Below are 20,683 nucleotides of genomic sequence, written 5' to 3' on the forward strand. Positions count from 1 at the left end.
CCCGTGGTGTAGTGGTTAACATGCCTGCCTGTCACGCAGGAGATCGCCGGTTCGACCCCGGTCGGGACCGCCATTTTTTTACATAAAGGCTCGGTAGCTCAGTCGGTAGAGCAGAGGACTGAAAATCCTCGTGTCGGCGGTTCGATTCCGTCCCGAGCCACCATTTTGAAATCGCAAGCCGGCTTAGCTCAATTGGTAGAGCAACTGACTTGTAATCAGTAGGTTGGGGGTTCAAGTCCTCTAGCCGGCACCACTTTCAAAATGAGCCATTAGCTCAGTTGGTAGAGCATCTGACTTTTAATCAGAGGGTCGAAGGTTCGAATCCTTCATGGCTCACCATTTACAATTTAATGCGGGTGTAGTTTAGTGGTAAAACAAGAGCCTTCCAAGCTCTGGTCGAGAGTTCGATTCTCTTCACCCGCTTTTCAATTATGGGCCTATAGCTCAGCTGGTTAGAGCGCACGCCTGATAAGCGTGAGGTCGATGGTTCGAGTCCATTTAGGCCCACCATAATTGTTCCGCAGTAGCTCAGTGGTAGAGCTATCGGCTGTTAACCGATCGGTCGTAGGTTCGAGTCCTACCTGCGGAGCCATATTATAGAGAAGTACCCAAGTGGCTCAAGGGGCTCCCCTGCTAAGGGAGTAGATCGCGAACGCGGTGCGAGGGTTCGAATCCCTTCTTCTCTGCCAGAACTGGCCCGTTGGTCAAGTGGTTAAGACACCGCCCTTTCACGGCGGTAACACGGGTTCGAATCCCGTACGGGTCATACTAAAAGAGATAGCATAATCTGCTATCTCTTTTTTGTTGTGTAAAAGTGGGCTTTGGATAGTCTGCTTTTTTATGCAATAGAAGAAATATGAAGTATTCGCTGTTGCAGTGGGGTACATAGAGAGCCGTAAATACAATCATGTTGTTTATTTGGACCTGTATGAATATGAAGGAATTATCTACTTAACAAATCATACTCAAATTGAACTTTTATCCCATCTGTATGGCTGTAGCCTCCTCCACTTGTATAAATCGAAGAAAATACATCCGGGAGCTACTGTGGAAAATAAATAATATATAGAAGAAGCTGCTCTCTCTCAATAGGTGTGACCTACTGAAGACAGCTTTTTTATGTTGTCATTATTGTCGAGTTTTGTCGGTAAGTCGATATATTGCAAAAATCGCTGATATAATTTGAGTTACGATCGATAAATTTCAATAATCGCTGATATATTTGGAGTTACGGTCGATATATTCTAAAAATCGCCGATATAATTTCACCTACCGACAAAAACCATAAGAAAAACCCTTTCACAATCTAAAGAAAACGCCTCCATTGAAATGGATTTCACACCTATTCCAATAACTTTACACTCTATGTGAAAAAGTTCACAAATAGGTCATAATTTGTGAAGTAATTCACAATGATACGTGCTACAATATGAATGTAAAGAAGTTAAACAACATTAAATTAGTATTTTAATTAATTACTTAAACAATCATAAAAAAATATATGTGAACAATAGAGAGGGGAAATTAACATGAAAAAAGGTATCAATCGTGTAGTATTAGTAGGAACAGGAGCTGTAGGTTGTAGTTACGCTTACTCAATGATCAACCAAGGTGTAGCTGAAGAATTCGTACTTGTAGATGTTAATGAAGCAAAAGCAGAAGGGGAAGCAATGGACTTAAGTCATGCGGTACCATTCTCTCCATCACCAACAAAAGTTTGGAGCGGTAGCTATGCAGATTGTAAAGATGCAGATTTAGTAGTTATCACTGCGGGATTACCACAAAAACCAGGTGAAACTCGTTTAGACTTAGTTGAGAAAAATACAAAGATCTTTAAACAAATCGTTCGCGGTATTATGGATAGCGGATTCGATGGAATCTTCTTAATCGCAACTAACCCAGTTGACATTTTAACTTACGTAACTTGGAAAGAATCTGGTCTACCAAAAGAGCGCGTAATCGGTTCTGGTACAACTTTAGACTCTGCTCGTTTCCGTTACATGTTAGGTGACTACTTAGATGTAGATCCACGTAACGTTCATGCTTACATCGTTGGTGAGCACGGTGATACTGAACTTCCAGTATGGAGCCACGCTACTATCGGTGTACAAAAACTAGAAACAATCTTAGCTAACAACGAACAGTACAATCAAGAAGACTTAGATAAAATTTTCGAAAACGTACGTGATGCAGCTTATCATATCATCGAGCGTAAAGGTGCAACTTACTACGGAATCGGTATGTCACTACTTCGTGTAACTAAAGCGATCTTAAACAACGAGAACAGCGTATTAACTGTATCTGCATACCTTGAAGGTCAATACGGTGAGAAAGATGCTTACGTAGGTGTTCCAGCTGTAATTAACCGCGAAGGTGTACGTGAAATTGTAGAACTTGAGCTAAATGAAGAAGAAAAAGTGAAATTCGCTCATTCTGTAAAAGTATTAAAAGAAACAATGGTACCAGTACTATAATAATTGCTAAATAATTCAGAGGTGGGAAACTGCTTCTTACCTCTGAACTTATATAATTTAATATAAATTCCTTTTCCGGTTTCCCTTGTATATCCCCAATATACCCCTTTTGCTGGATAAGGGTTGTTTATAGAAAAAGAGCACTCTATTTTACGTAGAGTGCTCTTTATTATTCCGCTATTTACCAGGCAGTAAAGCCCCGATTGATTAAAGTTTCACTTTATTATTTTTTAGGCGTTAATCCTAATTTCTTTAAAATATCTGCCAGTGTACCGCTTTTTGATTTTTCTACAGGTGTTTGTGATTTAGGTGCATCCGGACCTTTTTTCAAGAAGTTCTTTTCGACGAAGCAAATATCTTTATCACCTGCAAGGCTTTCCTCAGGTCTTGCATAATAATATTGACCAAGTAGCTTTCAGTACCTAATTTTGTTGTTAGACAGTTTGAAATGAGTTAATCGATGTTTCAGAATCACTGAAATAAGCGAATAAACCACCGAATGTAAGTGATAAGCTGAGCGTTGCCGTGCCAACTCCCAGTTCTAATTTTTGTTTTACTGGCATAAGAACCCACCTTAATTTAATTTTTTATCGAATTTTCGTTTTGGATATAGATAGAGTAAACACAGTATTTTAGCATGAGTTATATTTATGAAAATTTAATATTCTTTATTGAGAATAATCTACTTAGGAATTTCGCATTTCAATAAATTTATGACAAAAAATGTTGAGAAACATTTTTTATGACAGATTGTTTTGCTACGGTTTTAAGTAGAAAATAGCATGAAAAATAGGCTAAACCTAATAAAATAGAGGTTGAGAAAAAAATGATAGTAAAAAGATAGGGGAAAATGAAGCGTTTGCAATGAATATTCGTCAAAATTCGATATTTTACACGGAAATGTGAAGAAAAACCAACGTTTTTAAGAAAAAAACGAATATTTTTTATAAATTAACAAGGATATCACAGTTTTTTGCAGAAATAGTTAAAGTATAAAAAATTCTGTCATCTTAGTGAGGTGAGCATATTGAGTTTAATAAATTGTGAAAAAGTGAAACGAGATGAGTTTCATACAGAAAAGTACTATGAGAGTTATAGCATCTTTGGTGCACATATTGTGACGGAAGATGAGATGCGAGGGGTACGATTTACAGTATGGGCTCCTCATGCGAAAGCAATGAGTGTTGTTGGCGATTTTAATGAATGGGATTATGAGCAACATAAGATGCTACAAGAGACAGAAGAGGGAATTTGGTCCTTGTTTATACCGCATATTGAAGAAAGGGTAATATATAAATATGCGATTGAAACGATGGCTGGTGACGTCATTTTTAAGGCAGATCCGTACGCTGTATATGCAGAAATAAGACCGAATACGGCATCTGTAGTTTTTGATATGAAGGGATACGAATGGAATGATAAAAACTGGAGTCGTAAGAAAAAGAAAAAGCCGGTTTATAAAGAAGCGATGACAGTTTATGAATTACATTTCGGTTCCTGGAAGAAGAAAGAAGATGGAACGCTGTATTCTTATAGGGAAATGGTAGAAGAACTCATTCCGTATGTGGTGGAACATCAATTTACACATATTGAAATCATGCCGCTTGTTGAGCATCCATATGATCGTTCTTGGGGATATCAAGGGACGGGATATTATGCAGCAACGAGTAGATTCGGCACACCACATGATTTGATGTATTTTGTCGATGAATGTCATAAATATGGAATCGGTGTCATTTTAGATTGGGTGCCGGGGCATTTTTGTAAAGATGCTCACGGTCTATATTTGTTTGATGGGACACCGACTTATGAATATAAAGATAAGGATGTACAAGAAAACCAAGTATGGGGAACTGTCAATTTTGATTTAGGAAAAAGGGAAGTACGTAATTTCTTAATTTCAAATGCGTTATTTTGGATGAGATATTTCCATATTGACGGTTTCAGGGTGGATGCAGTTGCGAATATGTTGTACTGGAATAAAGAAGGACAGGAGCAAAGTAATGAGCACGCTGTTTCATTTTTACGAGAGTTAAATGAAGCGGTATTTGCAGAGGATGAAGACTTTCTTATGACAGCAGAAGATTCAACAGCTTGGCCACTTGTAACAGCTCCAACTTATGAAGGTGGACTTGGATTCAATTACAAATGGAATATGGGCTGGATGAATGACGTGCTGAAATATATGGAGTGTGCACCTGAATACAGGAAGTATATTCATGAGAAAATAACATTCTCTTTACTATATGCTTACTCTGAAAACTTCATATTACCGCTTTCTCATGATGAAGTCGTTCACGGGAAAAAGTCGTTATTAAATAAAATGCCAGGAGATTACTGGGATAAGTTTGCTCAGCTTCGTTTATTATATGGATATTTATTTACTCACCCAGGAAAGAAATTACTTTTCATGGGAGGAGAATTTGGGCAGTTTGATGAGTGGAAAGACCTTGAAGATTTAGATTGGAATTTACATGATTTTGAAATGCATCGTTATATGCATGATTACTTTAAAGAGCTCATAGCATTGTATAAGCGCTCAAAACCACTTTGGCAGCTTGATCATTCACCTGAAGGATTTCAGTGGATTGATGCTAATAATAATGAGCAAAGTATTTTCTCGTTTATTCGCCAAGGAGATAAACAAGAAGATGCGTTAGTTGTCGTATGTAATTTTACGAAAGCTACATATGAAAACTATAAAGTAGGTGTGCCAGATTTCGAGTATTATAACGAGATTTTAAACAGTGATGCGGAGCAATATGGCGGCTCGGGGCAAGTGAATAAAAAACGTCTTAAGGCGACTCTAGAACCGTACCATAATCAAGAGGCACATGTAGAAATTACAATTCCACCATTTGGCGTATCCATATTACGACCAGTGAAGACTAGAAAGGGGAGCAAAAAACAAGATGGCTCAAAAACAAAAGTGCGTAGCAATGTTACTAGCAGGGGGAAAAGGTAGTCGTTTAAGTGCATTAACAAAAAATTTAGCTAAGCCAGCTGTTCCATTTGGTGGTAAATATCGCATTATTGATTTTACGTTAAGTAATTGTGCGAATTCTGGTATTGAAACGGTTGGGATTTTGACGCAGTATCAACCGCTCGAACTTCATAATTATATCGGAATCGGCAATGCTTGGGATTTAGACCGAGTAAACGGTGGAGTCACAGTATTACCTCCTTATGCGGAGTCTTCAGGTGTGAAGTGGTACACAGGTACGGCAAGTGCCATTTATCAAAACTTAAACTATTTAAGTCAGTACGAACCAGAGTATGTCCTTATTTTATCAGGCGATCATATTTATAAAATGGATTACAGTAAAATGCTAGATTACCATGTTGAGAAAGAAGCGGACGTTTCGATTTCTGTTATTGAAGTGCCTTGGGATGAAGCGAGTCGCTTTGGCATTATGAATACGAATGAAGAGATGGAAATTGTTGAGTTTGAAGAGAAACCGCAATTTCCAAGAAGTAATCTTGCATCAATGGGAATCTATATTTTTAACTGGGCAATTTTGAAAGAGTATTTAGAAATGGATGCAAGAAATCCTGAATCTAGTAATGATTTCGGAAAAGATGTACTTCCGCTTTTATTAGATGAAGGGAAGAAGCTAATGGCGTATCCGTTTGAAGGATATTGGAAAGATGTTGGAACAGTGAAAAGCTTATGGGAAGCGAATATGGATTTACTTCGCGATGAAACATCATTGAATTTAAATGATCGTAACTGGCGTATTTATTCTGTCAATCCAAACGAACCGCCTCAATATATTGCGGAAAAGGCAAAAGTGGAAGAATCACTGATTAACGAAGGGTGCGTCATTGAAGGGGACGTGAAGCATTCTGTCTTATTCCAAGGGGTGACGGTGGAAGAAGGTAGTATGGTTATTGATTCCGTCGTTATGCCAGGAGCGAAGATTGGGAAAAATGTTGTGATTGAAAGAGCAATTGTTGGATCGGAAATGGTTATTGAAGATGGAACAATCATTCGTCCAGAAAAAAATGTTGACGATGTAGTATTAATTGCTGAAGGGAAATAGAAAAGGGGGATGAAATGAATGGGAGAAAAAATGTTAGGAATTATTAATGCAACGGGAAGTTTTACTTCCTTACAGAAAGTAACAGGGCATCGTTCACTAGCGGCGCTACCGTTTGGGGGCCGTTATCGACTCATTGATTTCATGCTTTCCAATATGGTGAATTCTAATATTCATAGTGTGGCGGTTTTTACAAGCCATAAAAACCGTTCGTTAATGGACCATGTTGGTTCAGGGAAACAGTGGGATTTAGATAGAAAACGTGACGGATTGTTTTTATTCCCACCAAATTGCCAATGTGACCAAGATGAGTTTGGATCTTTTGCACATTTTAGAAGACATATTGATTATTTTCTAAGAAGCAGAGAAGAATACGTTGTTATTACGAATAGCCATCTCGTAACAGCATTAAATTTCCAGGCGGTGTTAGAGCGGCATATACATACGGCAGCTGATATTACTGAAGTTTGCCATGAAGGGGTTTCGCTTCAAACATACGTGTTAAAGAAACAATTATTGTTAGATTTATTTGAGACATATAAAGATGTGGAGCAATACAGTTTATTTGATGTAGTGAGAGAAAAGCGCGGAAAATCACTGCATATTGCTACGTATGAGCATACAGGATATGTAGCTATTATTGACTCGATTGAAAGTTACTATAAACATAGCTTAGAAATTTTGCAACCTGCTATTTGGAAGCAATTATTTAAGAAAGAAGCACCGATTTTTACGAAAGTAAAAGATGAGCCGCCAACTCGTTACCTAAAGGGTGCAGTCGTGAAAAATACAATGATTGCAAATGGCAGTATTATTGAAGGGGAAGTAGAAAACAGTGTTGTTTCCCGTTCTGTTAAAATTGGAAAAGGTTCAATTGTTCGTAATAGTATTATTATGCAAAAGAGCCAAATTGGAGATAACTGTATAATAGACGGTGTTATTATTGATAAAGACGTGAAAATTGGTGACGGTGTCGTTTTAAAAGGAAACACCGATGAGCCGTACGTTGTAGAAAAAGGAAGCATTCAAAACAGTACGATTAATAGTTATTCTTGAAGAATCAGTGGGGGTCTTTCCTCCACTGATTAAAGTTTTAATTTAAATGAAAACTCGAAGGGAGGAAGCTGCAAGAAGAGTAATATATGCTTTTCGAGCAGTGGGACAACAAGTGAATATTTTATTTGCAGTATCAGAATGTGTACCGTTTGTTAAATCGGGAGGATTAGCTGATGTAGCAGGTGCGCTCCCAAAAGAGCTTAAAAAATTAGGTGTGGATGTACGTATTATACTTCCGAATTATAGTCTTATTCCGCAAAAATTAAGAGATGGATGTACGCTTCATAAAGTAATTAACGTTCCTCTTGGCTGGAGAAATCAATATTGCGGAATTTTAAAAGGTGAGCAAGACGGGATTACGTATTATTTAATAGACAATGAATATTATTTTAAGAGGGATTCTTTGTACGGTCATTATGATGACGGAGAGCGTTTTTCTTATTTTTCGAAGGCAGTTTTAGAGTGTATTCCGCATCTTGATTTTGAAGTGGATGTTCTTCATAGCCATGATTGGCACACCGCTATGGTTAATTTCTTACTTCGCGAAAAGTATCAAGACAACCCATTATATGAGCGTATTAAAACGGTATATACAATTCATAACTTGCAGTTCCAAGGTGTATTTTCTCCTGAAGTGATGTACGACCTGTTAGAGCTTGGTGATGAATATTTTCATAGTGAGCAGCTAGAGTTTTATGGAAATGTGAACTTTATGAAAGGCGGTATTATCGCTTCTGATCAAATTACAGCGGTTAGCCCGACATATAAAGAAGAAATACAATATGAGTTTTTCGGTGAGAAATTAGATGGATTGCTACGAAAATATAATGATAAGCTGAGTGGCATTGTAAATGGAATTGACACGAGCGTATATAACCCAGAAACGGACTCGTATATTACAGCTCAGTATGATGCAGAGTCATTATATGAAAAAAATGAAAATAAACGTGCATTGCAGCGTTATTTTGGTTTGCCAGAAAAAGAGGATACACCAATTATTGCAATGGTCACGAGATTAACGAAACAAAAAGGTCTTGATTTAGTACGTACTGTATTCCGTGAAATAATGGAAGAAGATGTACAATGTATCATTTTAGGATCCGGTGATTCAGAATACGAGCAGTTCTTTGAATGGATGGCATATGAGTATCCAGAGAAGGTGAAGGTATATATCGGATTTAATGAGGAGCTTGCGCATCAAGTGTATGCGGGAAGCGATCTATTTTTAATGCCGTCACTGTTTGAACCGTGTGGACTTGGACAACTTATCGCATTAGCGTACGGTACGATTCCGATTGTAAGAGAAACAGGTGGATTAAACGATACTGTACAATCTTATGATGAAGAAACAGGAGAAGGAAATGGTTTCAGTTTTACGAACTTCAATGCACATGACATGTTGTATACGGTTCGCCGTGCAATTGAATTTTATCACGATAAGCCGGTATGGGAACAGCTTGTAACACAAGCGATGACTGAAGATTATAGTTGGGAGAAATCAGCTCTTGCTTATAAGAAATTGTATAAAAGTCTCATGGAATAACATGTAGGTGGTGAAAAAATGTTTACTCATGTTGAAAGTTTCAAATCAGCCTTTCTAGAAAAGTTAGAGACGATGTATGGGAAAAGTTTCAAAGACTCTACAACTCGTGATCAATATAATACGCTTGGGTACATGGTACGTGAGTATATGAATAATCAATGGATTGCAACGAACGAAAGCTATCGGTCTGGAGAGCAAAAGCAAATGTATTACTTATCCATTGAGTTTTTACTTGGACGTTTGCTTGGAAGTAACATTTTAAATTTAGGCATCAGGGATGTATGTGAGCAGGGCCTTTCGGAGCTTGGGATTTCTTTGCAAGAGTTAGAAGAGGTGGAAGCAGATGCAGGTCTTGGAAATGGTGGGCTTGGACGTCTAGCAGCCTGTTTTCTTGATTCACTCGCATCTTTAAACTTACCAGGACACGGCTGTGGGATTCGTTACAAACATGGCTTGTTTGATCAAAAAATTGTTGATGGTTATCAAGTTGAGTTTCCAGAACAATGGCTTCTTCATGAAAATGTATGGGAAGTAAGAAGGCATGATCAAGCTGTAGAAGTAAGCTATTTTGGCAGTGTGGAGCCGTTAGAAATGGATGGACGTTTAGAGTTCAGGCATACGAATGCAGAAGTCATTATGGCGGTACCATATGATGTTCCAGTAGTAGGCTATGAGACGAGTACTGTAAATACGCTTAGGCTTTGGAATGCTGAACCAGTTCCTTTCCCGCAAAACTGCAAAGATATTTTGAAATATAAGCGTGAAACAGAGGCGGTATCGGAGTTTTTATATCCAGATGATACGCATGATGAGGGGAAAATACTTCGCTTAAAACAACAGTATTTCCTCGTATCAGCAAGTTTACAAAATATCGTTCGTACGCATAGAGAAAGATATGGTGACCTTCGTCAATTACATGAAAAAATTGCGATTCATATTAATGATACACATCCGGTTTTAGCGATTCCAGAACTGATGCGTATTTTATTAGATGAAGAAAAACTAGCATGGGAAGAGGCTTGGCACATAACGACGCAAACGATTTCTTATACGAATCATACGACGTTATCAGAAGCGCTTGAGAAGTGGCCAATTCACATTTTTAAACCGTTATTACCGAGAATTTATATGATTATTGAAGAGATTAATGAACGTTTCTGTCATGAACTTTGGGAACGTTATCCGTACGAATGGCATCGCATTGAAGATATGGCGATTATTGCACATGATCTTGTGAAAATGGCTCATTTAGCAATTGTCGGTAGCCATAGCGTAAACGGTGTAGCAAAAATTCATACGGAAATTTTGAAGCAACGTGAAATGCGATTGTTTTATGAGTTTTATCCAGATAAGTTTAATAATAAGACGAATGGAATCGCTCATAGACGTTGGTTAATGAAGGCAAATCCGCAGCTGACGAACCTTATTTCAGAGGCGATTGGAACAGAGTGGAAGAAAGAACCGATTAAGCTGCAGGCGTTGCAAACAGTTCAATATGATGCGAGTTTCCAAGAGAAATTTGCAGAGGTAAAACAAGAGCGTAAAGAGATTTTAGCGGAGCGTATTCATAATAAAATGGGGATTACAATTGATCCAAATTCTATTTTTGACGTGCAAGTAAAAAGACTGCATGCTTACAAGCGACAATTATTAAACGTTCTTCATATTTTATATTTGTATAACCGTTTGAAAGAGGATACTAGTTTTACATTTTATCCGCGTACTTTTATTTTTGGAGCGAAAGCATCACCTGGCTATTATTATGCGAAAAAAATTATTAAATTAATTAATGAACTCGCAAGGAAAGTAAATAACGATCCGTACGTAAGCCAATATATGAAAGTTATCTTTCTAGAAAACTATCGAGTTTCTGTAGCGGAAGATATATTCCCAGCGGCGGATGTAAGTGAACAAATTTCAACTGCGAGTAAAGAAGCATCAGGAACAGGAAATATGAAATTTATGATGAATGGTGCGATTACACTCGGCACATTAGACGGAGCTAATATTGAAATAAAAGACAGGGTCGGTGATGATAACTGTTTCATTTTCGGTTTAACGGCGGAAGAGGTTCTTCATTACTATCAAAATGGTGGATATCGTGCAAGTGATTATTATCACCACAATATGCATATTAAAAAAGTAGTAGATCAGTTAACGAATGGTTTCTTTGCACAGTCGGGAGCTGAATTTGAAGCAATTTACGATTCTCTCGTTATTCAAAATGATGAATATTTCGTTTTGCGAGATTTTGGTCCATATGCGGAAAGGCAAGAAGCTGTAGGGCGTACTTATGAAAATCGAACGAAATGGCTAGAAATGTCGATTTTAAATATTGCACAATCAGGTCATTTTGCGAGCGATCGAACGATTTTGCAGTACAGTAATGAAATTTGGGGTATTGGTAATACGGTTAAACAACATTAAGTAAAAGTCCCTTTTGAAGGGACTTTTACTCATTATACAGAAGTGTGGAGAATGGCATATGAAGGGTATGTATGAACAAGGAGATTTAAAAACAAATAGATTAATTTTAACGAAGATACACGGTGCGCATGCAGCTGATTTATTTGAAGTATATTCTAATTCGGAAACAGCTACATATGTACCGAGGGAAGTACATAAAACGAAAGAGGAAACTCATCGTTTATTAGAAAATATGTTTACAACGATACGAGATGGTAAGGCTCTTATATGGTCTATTATGCTGAATGATAACCAAAAGGTAATTGGAACATGTGGAATAAGGCTTATGCCACATAATAGTGCATCGATTGGAGCTGTAATTAGCCCAACATATTGGGGGAAAGGAGTTATTGTTGAAGCGTTAGAACAAGTTATAAAAGTTGGTTTTCAAGAATTAAATTTGAATCGTATTGAAGGGAGATGTAGTGTGAAAAATGTAGCTTCTGAACGTGTGATGCAAAAATTAAAAATGGTATATGAAGGTACATTGAGGCAAAATGTAAAAATGAATAATACGTACAGTGATTCTAAAGTGTATTCGCTTTTAAAACAGGAATACGATTGCTTCGCAAAGTAAACCGAGCTAAATGAGACTAAGCTCGGTTTACTTATTTTGCTTAAGAAAGAAATGGGATAGCGGTATAGATTATGCCTGTTCCACCATATTCTCCTGTCGCAAAGTATGAAAATGTAAAGAAACCTGTAACCGAAAAAATTACAATGAGAAAAAGTGCAAAGATAAACTTTAACATGTAAGGTCCCCTCATCCAAAAGTAAATTCATATATTATTATAGTATACGAATGTATAATTTCCAATTGTTTACTGGTTAAAAATGAGAAGTCAGACATGTTTTGTATGTTGTCATGGAATGATTATTCGTAATAGATTTTGTATTTTTTGTAAATGTCATATTGTGATGAACGTGGGCATATTCCCAATCACGATCATTAAAATTTATGTTTCGCGGAGGGAGAAGTGGAACGACATCGAATAAATTTACAAAACGAAAGCTACTAGCTACTTGTAGTTTATAATAATTTCGAAAAGCGATATCTCCTACTTTTGGAGAAGCGAATGTATAAAGGCCATACTGTGCGAAGGCAGTATTGATACGTGCATCTAATATGTGTAATGTAGCAAGCGCACCACCTAAACTATGTCCGGTAGCTAGTAGTTTTTTATGGGCTGGCAATGATACGAGCATATCCATAATAGAATCTCGGCAAGATTCATAAATAGAAAGAAAGCCGTTATGGACATTTCCGCTGTTTAAAGCATATGGGTATGGCTTTTGGTTGACGAGTGAATCGATAATCCAGTCTGTATCTGTTTGTGTGCCCCGAAAAGCTACAATAATTGTATCCTCAGATTCTAATATGAATCCAAACCATTCTGTCATTTGAATGGTTTTTCCTTGAAAACCTTGTACATATTGAAAACCATCTGGTATTTCAAAAATCCCATTTTGTTTATATTGTTCATACGTTAACTCACAACAAGAAGCTAACAATATGGCAGTGTCTTTATCAAAGGATAAAGGAGTACGCATTAAGGAAGCCCTCCTTAAGAAAAGGTATGGTTAAATATATGCAGTGAGGGACTTGATTCATTCTTTTTGAGGGTTTTGAAAATGAGGATGGAACATTTAGTTATATGAGGGGGAGGGGAAGCGTAGTCCACCTAAATAAAAAGCGCCCCATAAGGGCACTTTTACTCTTTTCCATCTAATAAACGACCAAGTCCACCTAAAACACTGCCTTCACCGGTGCTTTGAGCTGCTGGACTCGTAAGGCGTGCTGCTAAGCGGCTAAGTGTTAAGGACTGAATCCAAACCGTTCCAGGACCTTCTAGCGTTGCGAAGAATAAACCTTCACCGCCAAATAGAGCTGTTTTTACTTTTCCTACAAATTCAATATCATAGTTAACGTCTTTTGTCATGGCAACGAGACAACCTGTATCAATGCGAAGTTTCTCGCCGGGTTTTAATTCGCGCTTATATACAGTTCCGCCTGCATGCATGAAAGCTAGACCATCACCTTCAAGTTTCTGCATGATGAAACCTTCACCACCAAAGAAACCAGTTCCTATTTTTTTAGTAAACTCAATTCCGATAGAAACACCTTTTGCAGCACAAAGAAACGCATCTTTTTGGCAAACTATTTTCCCTTGATATTCTGTTAAATCAACAGGAACAATTTTACCAGGATAAGGAGCAGCAAATGAGACGTGGCGTTTGCCGTGACCTGTATTTGTAAATACAGTCATAAACATGCTTTCACCTGTAACAAGACGCTTACCAGCCCCCATTAATTTTCCGAATAGACCGTTAGATGGTCCAGAACCATCACCGAAAATTGTCTCCATTTCGATGTAGTCTTCCATCATCATCATTGCCCCAGCTTCTGCGATAACACTCTCTTCTGGATCTAATTCAATTTCAACGAACTGCATATCGTCACCGTATAACTTATATTCGATTTCATGTGCCTTCATTTTTTTCACCTCATATGTAATATATATTTATATTGTACAGAATTTAATAGTATTAGAATACTCTAGTTTTGTTAATTTTCAAATAAAATAAGGAGATGGAAATTCAACATTATATTAAAATTATAAAAAAATGATGGAATGAAAGTGTTCTCATTTGACGTTTTTCATATAGCGTGATATAGTGAAAGCACTATTGAGCTACATAATGTGGTACGGAAATAAAGCACGTTGTATTAAAGGCTGTAAGCTTGTTATACATTCATGTCCTTTATATCCACCTTTTCATGTGGATTCATAGTTTCATTTTTATTTAGGAGGTACATGACATGCAAACAGGTAAAGTTAAATGGTTTAACGGCGAAAAAGGTTTTGGCTTCATCGAAGTTGAAGGCGGAGAAGACGTATTCGTACATTTCTCAGCTATCCAAGGCGAAGGCTTCAAAACTTTAGAAGAAGGTCAAGAAGTTTCTTTCGAAATCGTTGAAGGAAACCGCGGACCACAAGCAGCTAACGTTACAAAAAACTAATTAGCTAGCGATAAAAAGCATTCCGAATTTCGGAATGCTTTTTTTTATCCCGTAAACGTCCGAAGGGTGTGGGCTAATAATTAGTGAGGGATGGTCCCCACACTAATTAAAGTTTCACTTTACTCTTTGGAACTAGATTCATTTGAAGATAATTCGCCTTTGAAGGTACGCTCTTCAAAGTCATCAAGCATTTGTTCATACTCTTCATGTTCTTCTGTGGCGAAAACTTGTGGGTTTTTTCCATACATATCTGTACCGATAAAGTTTTCGAAATCCTCTACATATCCAACATTCTCTTCACTATTTACATACATACCATTATAATTTTTTGAATCTTGTCTTTCTAAATCAGACGGTGTTTCAGACGTTCCATAATTTGCGACATCTTGCCACGCATCTTCTGCATCGTACTCAACAGAATGATCTTCATCGTGCTTATGGAAAGAAGGAGCCAATACTTCTTCTTCAACTGGACGGGTCTCCATATTTAATTTATTTGTCGCGTGCTGTATGCATGTTGTAGCAGTCGGCATTGCTTCTAATCTTTCAAATGGAATTTCCACGCCAGACACTTCACAAATACCGTACGTACCTGCTTCTATTTTTTGCAAGGCATGTTTCGTATCCTCTAGCTGTTTATGCCAAAGCTCAATAAGCCCGAAATCTTTTTCACGTTCATATAGCTCTGTAGCCATATCACCTGGATGGTTATCATAGCTAGACAATTCTCCGACGGAATCGCGTTCAGAGGCACGATTTTCATTTTCATGCGTTTGTATTGTTTGCTCTAGTTCTTGTTTTTGTTTTTCTAAAACGGATTTAAATTGATTTACTTGTTGTGGAGTTAACATTGTCATCCACCTTCCTACAATTCAGTTTCTTTACATAGTATGAGCGTTGAGAGTAGGAATTATGAGCTGAAATTGGTATATGAAAAAGGAGCCGCATTAGCAGCTCCTTTTAAAGGAAATATCCAAGCAATAATCCGATTCCCATGAGGAGACCGAAGATTGTATTTGTTTTTGCAGTTGCAATCATCGCAGGTACCATTTCCATTGGGATACTTTTGCCGATAAAGCCTTTCGTCGCTTTAAATGCTTTCGGTGCACTTAAAAATACGATAAGCATCCATGGTGATACGATGCCCACGATAATTAAAGCAATTGTCCAAATGTAGGAAACGATGAACATAGAAGCAAGTACACCAACGGCTCTTTCACGTCCAACGAGAATTGCCAACGTTTTACGACCGTTTTCTTTATCGCCATCTAAGTCACGAATGTTATTGGCTAGTAAAATGGCACCAATTAAAATGGAGCTTGGAATCGATAGTAAAATGACTTCTGATGTTACAGTTCCAGTTTGAATAAAGAATGAAATCCCAATAATAATGACACCCATAAATAATCCGGCTGTTAACTCTCCAAATGGTGTATAGGCAATTGGAAGTGGACCGCCTGTATAAAGGTAAGCAACGGCCATACAAACAAGACCGATTGCAGCAAGCCACCAGCTAGAATTCATACAAATATAAACACCTAATAGTATTGCGATGCCGAAAAATCCAAATGCTAAGTTAAGTACTGTTTTTGGCTGAATGCCATCGCGAACGATAGCGCCGCCGATACCAACTGAACCTTCGTGATCAAGTCCTCTTTTATAATCAAAGTATTCATTAAACATGTTTGTTGCTGCCTGAATGAGAAGACAAGCAAGAAGCATTATAAGGAAAAGAGGGAGATGTATTTGATTTATACCTCCGACCTGCATTGCATAGGCTGTTCCGATGAAAACAGGAACGAAAGCTGCTGTTAATGTATGGGGACGTAGTAAACTCCACCAAATGCGCCAGCCTGTTTGCTTACTTGGCTTTGGCGCCGTAGGAGAGGAATTCGTTTCGACGTTCATTTCCATGTTGAATCCTCCTTTTGTCACATATTGTACACAACTAAGTGTAGAAAAAGCATCATTTAGTGTCAACGTTTATTTTCTAGGAAGAGAAGGTGAATTTCTCAGAAATGCTAAACGTTGACAGGCCTTTCGTTTGAGGTGTATCTTAAAATCAAGCGTAATTATGACTATTTTTCGCCCATAGGGGGGAGACAATTGTGATTCAAACGAAACAAATAGGCTTGCAAGAAGTTCTTAGTGCGGCCATTAAGCGTGCAACTGACGAAAAAATATTGGTGAGCTTTGTAAAACAAATAGACTGGATGGATCCTCTTCTGTTTTATGCAGCAGGAAAAAGGATTGCATTCGAAAATAGATGTTATTTTGCAGACCCAGCTCAGCATGTAATATTTGCTGGAATTGGCTCTGTTTTCACTATAGCAACTGCTTCTCACAAACGCTTTCAAACGGCTCGTGACGAGTGGGATAAAGTAAAAGAGAACGCATTTGTACAAAGAGAAAAATACGAATTTGGAACAGGTCCTCTTTTATTTGGTGGATTTTCATTTGACCAAGAAAAAGAGAAAACGGACTTATGGAAAGAATTTGATGATACGACATTTTCACTACCGGCATTTTTATTAACTGTAAAAAATGAAAAAGCATGGTTAACAATGAATACATTCGTTTCAGCAACGGATTGTGCAGAAACTCTTTATAACGAAATTGTTTCTTTAGAAGAGAAAATTTTTGGGGAGAGTAAATGTGCACTAGAAGGATCGAAATTAACAGTTACATCTAAAGTAGAAGTGAATCCGAAAGGCTGGATGAAGGCCATTGAGAAAGTGCAAGATGAGATGAAGCAGGGGAACGTGCAGAAGGTTGTATTAGCGAGGGAGCTAAAAGTAGAGATGAATCATCATATTGATTCTGCTCTTGTTTTAGAAGCGCTTCGCATTGGGCAACCGGATTGTTACGTATTTTCTTTTGATTATAAAGGAGCATGCTTCTTAGGAGCGACGCCAGAGAGATTAATTCGCAAAGAAGATGAGAAGTTTACTTCGATGTGTCTTGCTGGTTCAACTGGTCATGGTCAATCTATAGAAGAAAGTAAGCGAAATAGTAATGCGCTTCTTCATGATGAAAAGAATTTAGCTGAGCACGGTTATGTTGTGAACATGATCAGGTCGGTATTAAATGAACACTGCGAATCCGTTAATATTCCGGAAAGCCCGGGCTTATTAACAACGAAAAACTTAATTCATTTATATACACCTGTAGAGGCAAAAGGCGATGCGAGTCTTTTAACAATGGTAGAAGAATTACATCCAACACCAGCTCTTGGCGGGACACCTCGTTTGGAAGCGATGAAACTGATTCGTGATGTTGAATTGTTAGATAGAGGATTATATGGTGCACCGATTGGCTGGATAGATGATGAAGGAAATGGTGAATTTGCGGTTGCACTTCGCTGCGGATTATTAAACGGCGAGAAAGCATCCTTATTTGCCGGTTGCGGGATTGTAATTGATTCAGTACCGCAGCTTGAATATGAAGAAACAAGTTTGAAGTTTAGACCGATGCTTGGTGCTTTGGAGGAATTAATGAAATGAACAATCATATAGAAGCATTATCATATTATTTAGGCGCGTTCGTGGATGAACTGACGCGTCTAAATGTATGTGATGTTGTCATTAGTCCAGGCTCACGGTCAACGCCGATAGCTCTACTAATGGAACAACATGAAGGAATGAACACATATTTACATGTAGATGAAAGATCCGCAGGATTTTTTGCGCTCGGTATCGCAAAAGCGAAAAAACGTCCTGTTGCATTATTATGTACGTCAGGAACGGCAGCAGCGAACTATTATCCAGCTGTATGTGAAGCTTTTCATTCACGAGTGCCGCTTATCGTTTTAACAGCGGATAGACCGCATGAATTAAGAGATGTCGGTGCACCGCAAGCAATGAATCAATTTAATTTATACGGTACGTTTGTGAAGCAATTTACAGAAATGGCACTTCCAGAAGCGAGTGAAGCGATGTATCATTATGCTCGCATGACGACGCAACGCATGATAGCAAGTGCTTGTTTAGCGCCGCAAGGACCTGTTCATCTTAATTTTCCAGTTCGCGAACCGCTTATCCCGGACTTCTCATTAGAAAGTTTATGGGATAAAGGACGCGGGGAATATACAGGAGTAGTTCAGCAAGGGAACGTGATGATGCCGAGTGAATATGTAGACTCTCTTGTAGGGCGCCTTTCACATATGGAAAAGGGGCTTATTATTTGTGGAGATGATAGTCATTCGGAAATCGCAGCGTTTGTGGCGGAATTAGCTGAAAAAACGGGATATCCAATATTAGCGGACCCACTTTCTAATATTCGTAGTGGACATCACGATAAAACGATGGTAATCGACTGTTACGATACATTTTTACGAAATGAGCTGTTAAAGGAAACGTGGAAGCCAGAAGTTATGATTCGCTTTGGCGGTATGCCTGTTTCGAAAGCATTAACGCAGTTCATCAAAAAACAAACGAAAGCCGTTCATATCGTTGTTGATGAATCTGGGCAATGGAGAGACCCAGCTCTTGTTGCGACAGAAGTTGTCCAAGCAAGTGATATTGCATTTTGCAGTGCACTAATAGAAAAAATGCCAGTTATGAAAAAGAATGATTGGTTCGGAATGTGGAAACATATAAACGAAAAAACGAAGGGAACGCTTCGTGAAATAGAAACATATGAAACGGCATTTGAAGGGAAAGTTATTACGGATATTGTCCGTGTATTACCAGAAGGGGCAACGTTATTTGCAAGTAATAGTATGCCAATTCGTGATACAGATTCATTCTTCTTCACATCGGATAAAAATATTCAAGTGATGGCAAACCGCGGTGTAAACGGGATTGATGGAATCATTTCGACAGCTTTAGGAGCGAGCATTATTTGTGAACCGCTCGTATTAGTGATCGGTGATTTATCATTTTATCACGATTTAAACGGATTATTAGCCGCAAAATTACATGAATTAAATATAACAATTGTCGTTGTAAATAATGACGGTGGCGGTATTTTCTCATTCTTACCACAGTATGAGAAAAAGGAACATTTTGAATCGTTATTTGGAACACCGATTGGTCTTGACTATGAGCATGTTGTCAACATGTACGGTGGTTCATTTAGCCGTGTAAATGGTTGGGAGCAATTCCGCGAAGAGGTACAAAAAGGAACAAGGGCGGAAGGTTTACACGTTGTAGAAATTTGTACGAACCGTGATGAAAACTTAACATCACACCGCAAATTATGGGCGAAAACACAGGACGTAATTACTACATCGTTGCAAGGTGAATCAAAATGAACGTAACGCTGCAAGGTGTATCGTATGAATATGAAGTAGTCGGAAGCGGGGAACCACTTCTACTTCTTCATGGTTTTACGGGAAGCATGGAAACGTGGCGTTCTTTCGTTCCTTCTTGGAGCGAGCAATTTCAAGTCATTTTAGTAGACATTGTTGGGCATGGGAAAACAGAAAGTCCTGAAGATGTGACGCATTATGATATTCGAAATGCGGCATTGCAAATGAAAGAGCTACTAGACTATCTTCATATTGAAAAAGCGCACATACTCGGCTATTCAATGGGCGGTAGACTGGCGATTACGATGGCATGCCTATATCCAGAATATGTATGTTCTCTTTTATTAGAAAATTGTACAGCTGGGCTTGAAAGTGAAGAGGATAGAAAAGAACGTTGTGAAAAAGATGAGCGACTTGCTCATAAAATTGAGCGTGAAGGCATTAAAAGCTTTGTATCAATGTGGGAAAATATTCCGCTGTTTGAAACGCAAAAAAGTTTAGCTCAAAACGTAAAAGAAGCAGTGCGAAAAGAACGACTTGCTAACAATCCGAAAGGGCTTGCAAATAGCTTGCGCGGCATGGGAACAGGGGCTCAGCCTTCATGGTGGAATGAGCTACAAAACTTAAAAATGCCTGTTCTTTTAATGAACGGTGAGCATGATGAAAAGTTCTTTCGCATATTAAAAAATATCGAAAAATGCGTCTCTGACGCGAAATTTGTCAAAATTGATGGTGCTGGCCATGCAATTCATGTGGAACAACCTGAAAAGTTTGATACAATAGTAAAGGGATTTCTAAAAACTATGCAGTGATGCTTTTTTCACCTAAGAG

General features: G+C 38.1%; 16 protein-coding genes, 8 tRNA genes and 3 pseudogenes. 19 read left to right on the plus strand and 8 right to left on the minus strand.

From position 1 onward, the window contains the following. Window positions 1-87: 87 nt before the first annotated feature. The 8 genes from JDS81_RS20080 to JDS81_RS20115 all read left to right on the plus strand — a co-directional run bounded on the left by JDS81_RS20080 (window position 88) and on the right by JDS81_RS20115 (window position 766). Window positions 88-163 (plus strand) — tRNA-Phe (locus JDS81_RS20080). Between the two features lie 14 nt (window positions 164-177). Then, window positions 178-253: transfer RNA gene (locus tag JDS81_RS20085), tRNA-Thr, on the plus strand. Between the two features lie 10 nt (window positions 254-263). After that, window positions 264-339, plus strand: a tRNA-Lys gene (locus JDS81_RS20090). Between the two features lie 13 nt (window positions 340-352). After that, window positions 353-423: transfer RNA gene (locus tag JDS81_RS20095), tRNA-Gly, on the plus strand. Window positions 424-433: 10 nt separating this feature from the next. Continuing rightward, a tRNA-Ile gene (locus JDS81_RS20100) sits at window positions 434-510 on the plus strand. 7 nt (window positions 511-517) lie between these two features. Further along, window positions 518-592 (plus strand) — tRNA-Asn (locus tag JDS81_RS20105). A gap of 6 nt (window positions 593-598) precedes the next feature. Then, window positions 599-689: transfer RNA gene (locus JDS81_RS20110), tRNA-Ser, on the plus strand. A 5-nt stretch (window positions 690-694) separates the two neighbouring features. Continuing rightward, window positions 695-766, plus strand: a tRNA-Glu gene (locus tag JDS81_RS20115). A gap of 111 nt (window positions 767-877) precedes the next feature. Here JDS81_RS20115 and JDS81_RS20120 read toward each other — a convergent pair. Continuing rightward, a pseudogene (locus JDS81_RS20120) lies at window positions 878-1,042 on the minus strand (IS4 family transposase); the annotation flags it as partial. A 487-nt stretch (window positions 1,043-1,529) separates the two neighbouring features. On the opposite strand from JDS81_RS20120, the gene JDS81_RS20125 reads away from it, so the two are divergent. Continuing rightward, on the plus strand, window positions 1,530-2,474 hold the full coding sequence (locus JDS81_RS20125) for an L-lactate dehydrogenase (RefSeq protein ID WP_199688613.1): 945 nt from the start codon (window positions 1,530-1,532) through the stop codon (window positions 2,472-2,474). Between the two features lie 223 nt (window positions 2,475-2,697). Here JDS81_RS20125 and JDS81_RS31115 read toward each other — a convergent pair. Both JDS81_RS31115 and JDS81_RS20135 read right to left on the minus strand, forming a co-directional pair. After that, window positions 2,698-2,889 (minus strand): annotated as a pseudogene (locus JDS81_RS31115) (dockerin type I domain-containing protein); the annotation flags it as partial. A 28-nt stretch (window positions 2,890-2,917) separates the two neighbouring features. After that, window positions 2,918-3,037 (minus strand): annotated as a pseudogene (locus JDS81_RS20135) (TasA family protein); the annotation flags it as partial. A gap of 464 nt (window positions 3,038-3,501) precedes the next feature. Here JDS81_RS20135 and glgB point away from each other — a divergent pair. The 6 genes from glgB (at window position 3,502) to JDS81_RS20165 (ending at window position 12,156) form a co-directional block, all read left to right on the plus strand. Further along, window positions 3,502-5,439, plus strand: a complete 1,938-nt coding sequence (gene glgB / locus JDS81_RS20140) for a 1,4-alpha-glucan branching protein GlgB (RefSeq protein ID WP_097953577.1) — start codon at window positions 3,502-3,504, stop codon at window positions 5,437-5,439. After that, window positions 5,387-6,517 carry a glucose-1-phosphate adenylyltransferase gene (glgC, locus tag JDS81_RS20145; RefSeq protein ID WP_000057608.1) on the plus strand — a complete coding sequence of 377 codons (1,131 nt, stop codon included), beginning with the start codon at window positions 5,387-5,389 and terminating at the stop codon, window positions 6,515-6,517. The genes glgB and glgC overlap by 53 nt, the downstream gene beginning before the upstream one ends. An 18-nt stretch (window positions 6,518-6,535) precedes the next feature. Beyond that, window positions 6,536-7,570 carry a glucose-1-phosphate adenylyltransferase subunit GlgD gene (glgD, locus tag JDS81_RS20150; protein ID WP_000504178.1) on the plus strand — a complete coding sequence of 345 codons (1,035 nt, stop codon included), beginning with the start codon at window positions 6,536-6,538 and terminating at the stop codon, window positions 7,568-7,570. A 112-nt stretch (window positions 7,571-7,682) separates the two neighbouring features. Then, window positions 7,683-9,113 carry a glycogen synthase GlgA gene (gene glgA / locus JDS81_RS20155; protein WP_002106619.1) on the plus strand — a complete coding sequence of 477 codons (1,431 nt, stop codon included), beginning with the start codon at window positions 7,683-7,685 and terminating at the stop codon, window positions 9,111-9,113. A gap of 18 nt (window positions 9,114-9,131) precedes the next feature. Then, window positions 9,132-11,540, plus strand: a complete 2,409-nt coding sequence (gene glgP / locus JDS81_RS20160) for a glycogen phosphorylase (RefSeq protein ID WP_097953576.1) — start codon at window positions 9,132-9,134, stop codon at window positions 11,538-11,540. A 58-nt stretch (window positions 11,541-11,598) separates the two neighbouring features. Further along, window positions 11,599-12,156 carry a GNAT family N-acetyltransferase gene (locus JDS81_RS20165; protein WP_097953575.1) on the plus strand — a complete coding sequence of 186 codons (558 nt, stop codon included), beginning with the start codon at window positions 11,599-11,601 and terminating at the stop codon, window positions 12,154-12,156. A gap of 40 nt (window positions 12,157-12,196) precedes the next feature. On the opposite strand, the gene JDS81_RS30760 is transcribed toward JDS81_RS20165, so the two are convergent. From JDS81_RS30760 to JDS81_RS20175, 3 genes are all read right to left on the minus strand, one after another. Beyond that, window positions 12,197-12,331 (minus strand): hypothetical protein, encoded by a 135-nt coding sequence (locus tag JDS81_RS30760; RefSeq protein ID WP_000911069.1) that lies wholly within the window; start codon window positions 12,329-12,331, stop codon window positions 12,197-12,199. 76 nt (window positions 12,332-12,407) lie between these two features. Next, window positions 12,408-13,130, minus strand: coding sequence for a lipase family protein (locus JDS81_RS20170; protein ID WP_001260116.1), 723 nt, complete (start codon window positions 13,128-13,130; stop codon window positions 12,408-12,410). Between the two features lie 161 nt (window positions 13,131-13,291). Then, window positions 13,292-14,074: a TIGR00266 family protein gene (locus JDS81_RS20175; protein ID WP_000643604.1), complete on the minus strand. Its 783-nt coding sequence runs from the start codon at window positions 14,072-14,074 to the stop codon at window positions 13,292-13,294. A 326-nt stretch (window positions 14,075-14,400) separates the two neighbouring features. Here JDS81_RS20175 and cspD point away from each other — a divergent pair, with 326 nt between their 5' ends. Further along, entirely contained in the window at window positions 14,401-14,601 is a 201-nt protein-coding gene (cspD, locus tag JDS81_RS20180; protein ID WP_001193053.1) for a cold-shock protein CspD, read from the plus strand. Window positions 14,602-14,720: 119 nt separating this feature from the next. Here the strand turns inward: cspD and JDS81_RS20185 are convergent, their stop codons facing one another. Both JDS81_RS20185 and JDS81_RS20190 read right to left on the minus strand, forming a co-directional pair. Beyond that, entirely contained in the window at window positions 14,721-15,452 is a 732-nt protein-coding gene (locus JDS81_RS20185) for a yteA family sporulation protein (protein WP_000957400.1), read from the minus strand. 109 nt (window positions 15,453-15,561) lie between these two features. After that, window positions 15,562-16,515, minus strand: a complete 954-nt coding sequence (locus JDS81_RS20190; protein ID WP_000425740.1) for a 1,4-dihydroxy-2-naphthoate polyprenyltransferase — start codon at window positions 16,513-16,515, stop codon at window positions 15,562-15,564. A gap of 194 nt (window positions 16,516-16,709) precedes the next feature. Here JDS81_RS20190 and JDS81_RS20195 point away from each other — a divergent pair, with 194 nt between their 5' ends. From JDS81_RS20195 to menH, 3 genes are read left to right on the plus strand one after another with little or no spacing between them, the layout of a single operon-like run. Then, complete coding sequence (locus tag JDS81_RS20195; protein WP_097953573.1) at window positions 16,710-18,104, plus strand: isochorismate synthase; 1,395 nt, start codon at window positions 16,710-16,712, stop codon at window positions 18,102-18,104. Next, window positions 18,101-19,855 (plus strand): 2-succinyl-5-enolpyruvyl-6-hydroxy-3-cyclohexene-1-carboxylic-acid synthase, encoded by a 1,755-nt coding sequence (gene menD / locus JDS81_RS20200; RefSeq protein WP_097953572.1) that lies wholly within the window; start codon window positions 18,101-18,103, stop codon window positions 19,853-19,855. Before JDS81_RS20195 ends, menD begins: the two co-directional genes overlap by 4 nt. After that, entirely contained in the window at window positions 19,852-20,664 is an 813-nt protein-coding gene (menH, locus tag JDS81_RS20205; RefSeq protein WP_097953571.1) for a 2-succinyl-6-hydroxy-2,4-cyclohexadiene-1-carboxylate synthase, read from the plus strand. Before menD ends, menH begins: the two co-directional genes overlap by 4 nt. Window positions 20,665-20,683: the final 19 nt, after the last annotated feature.

This window comes from Bacillus cereus group sp. N31 (assembly GCF_016483245.1).
Lineage (GTDB): Bacteria > Bacillota > Bacilli > Bacillales > Bacillaceae_G > Bacillus_A > Bacillus_A toyonensis.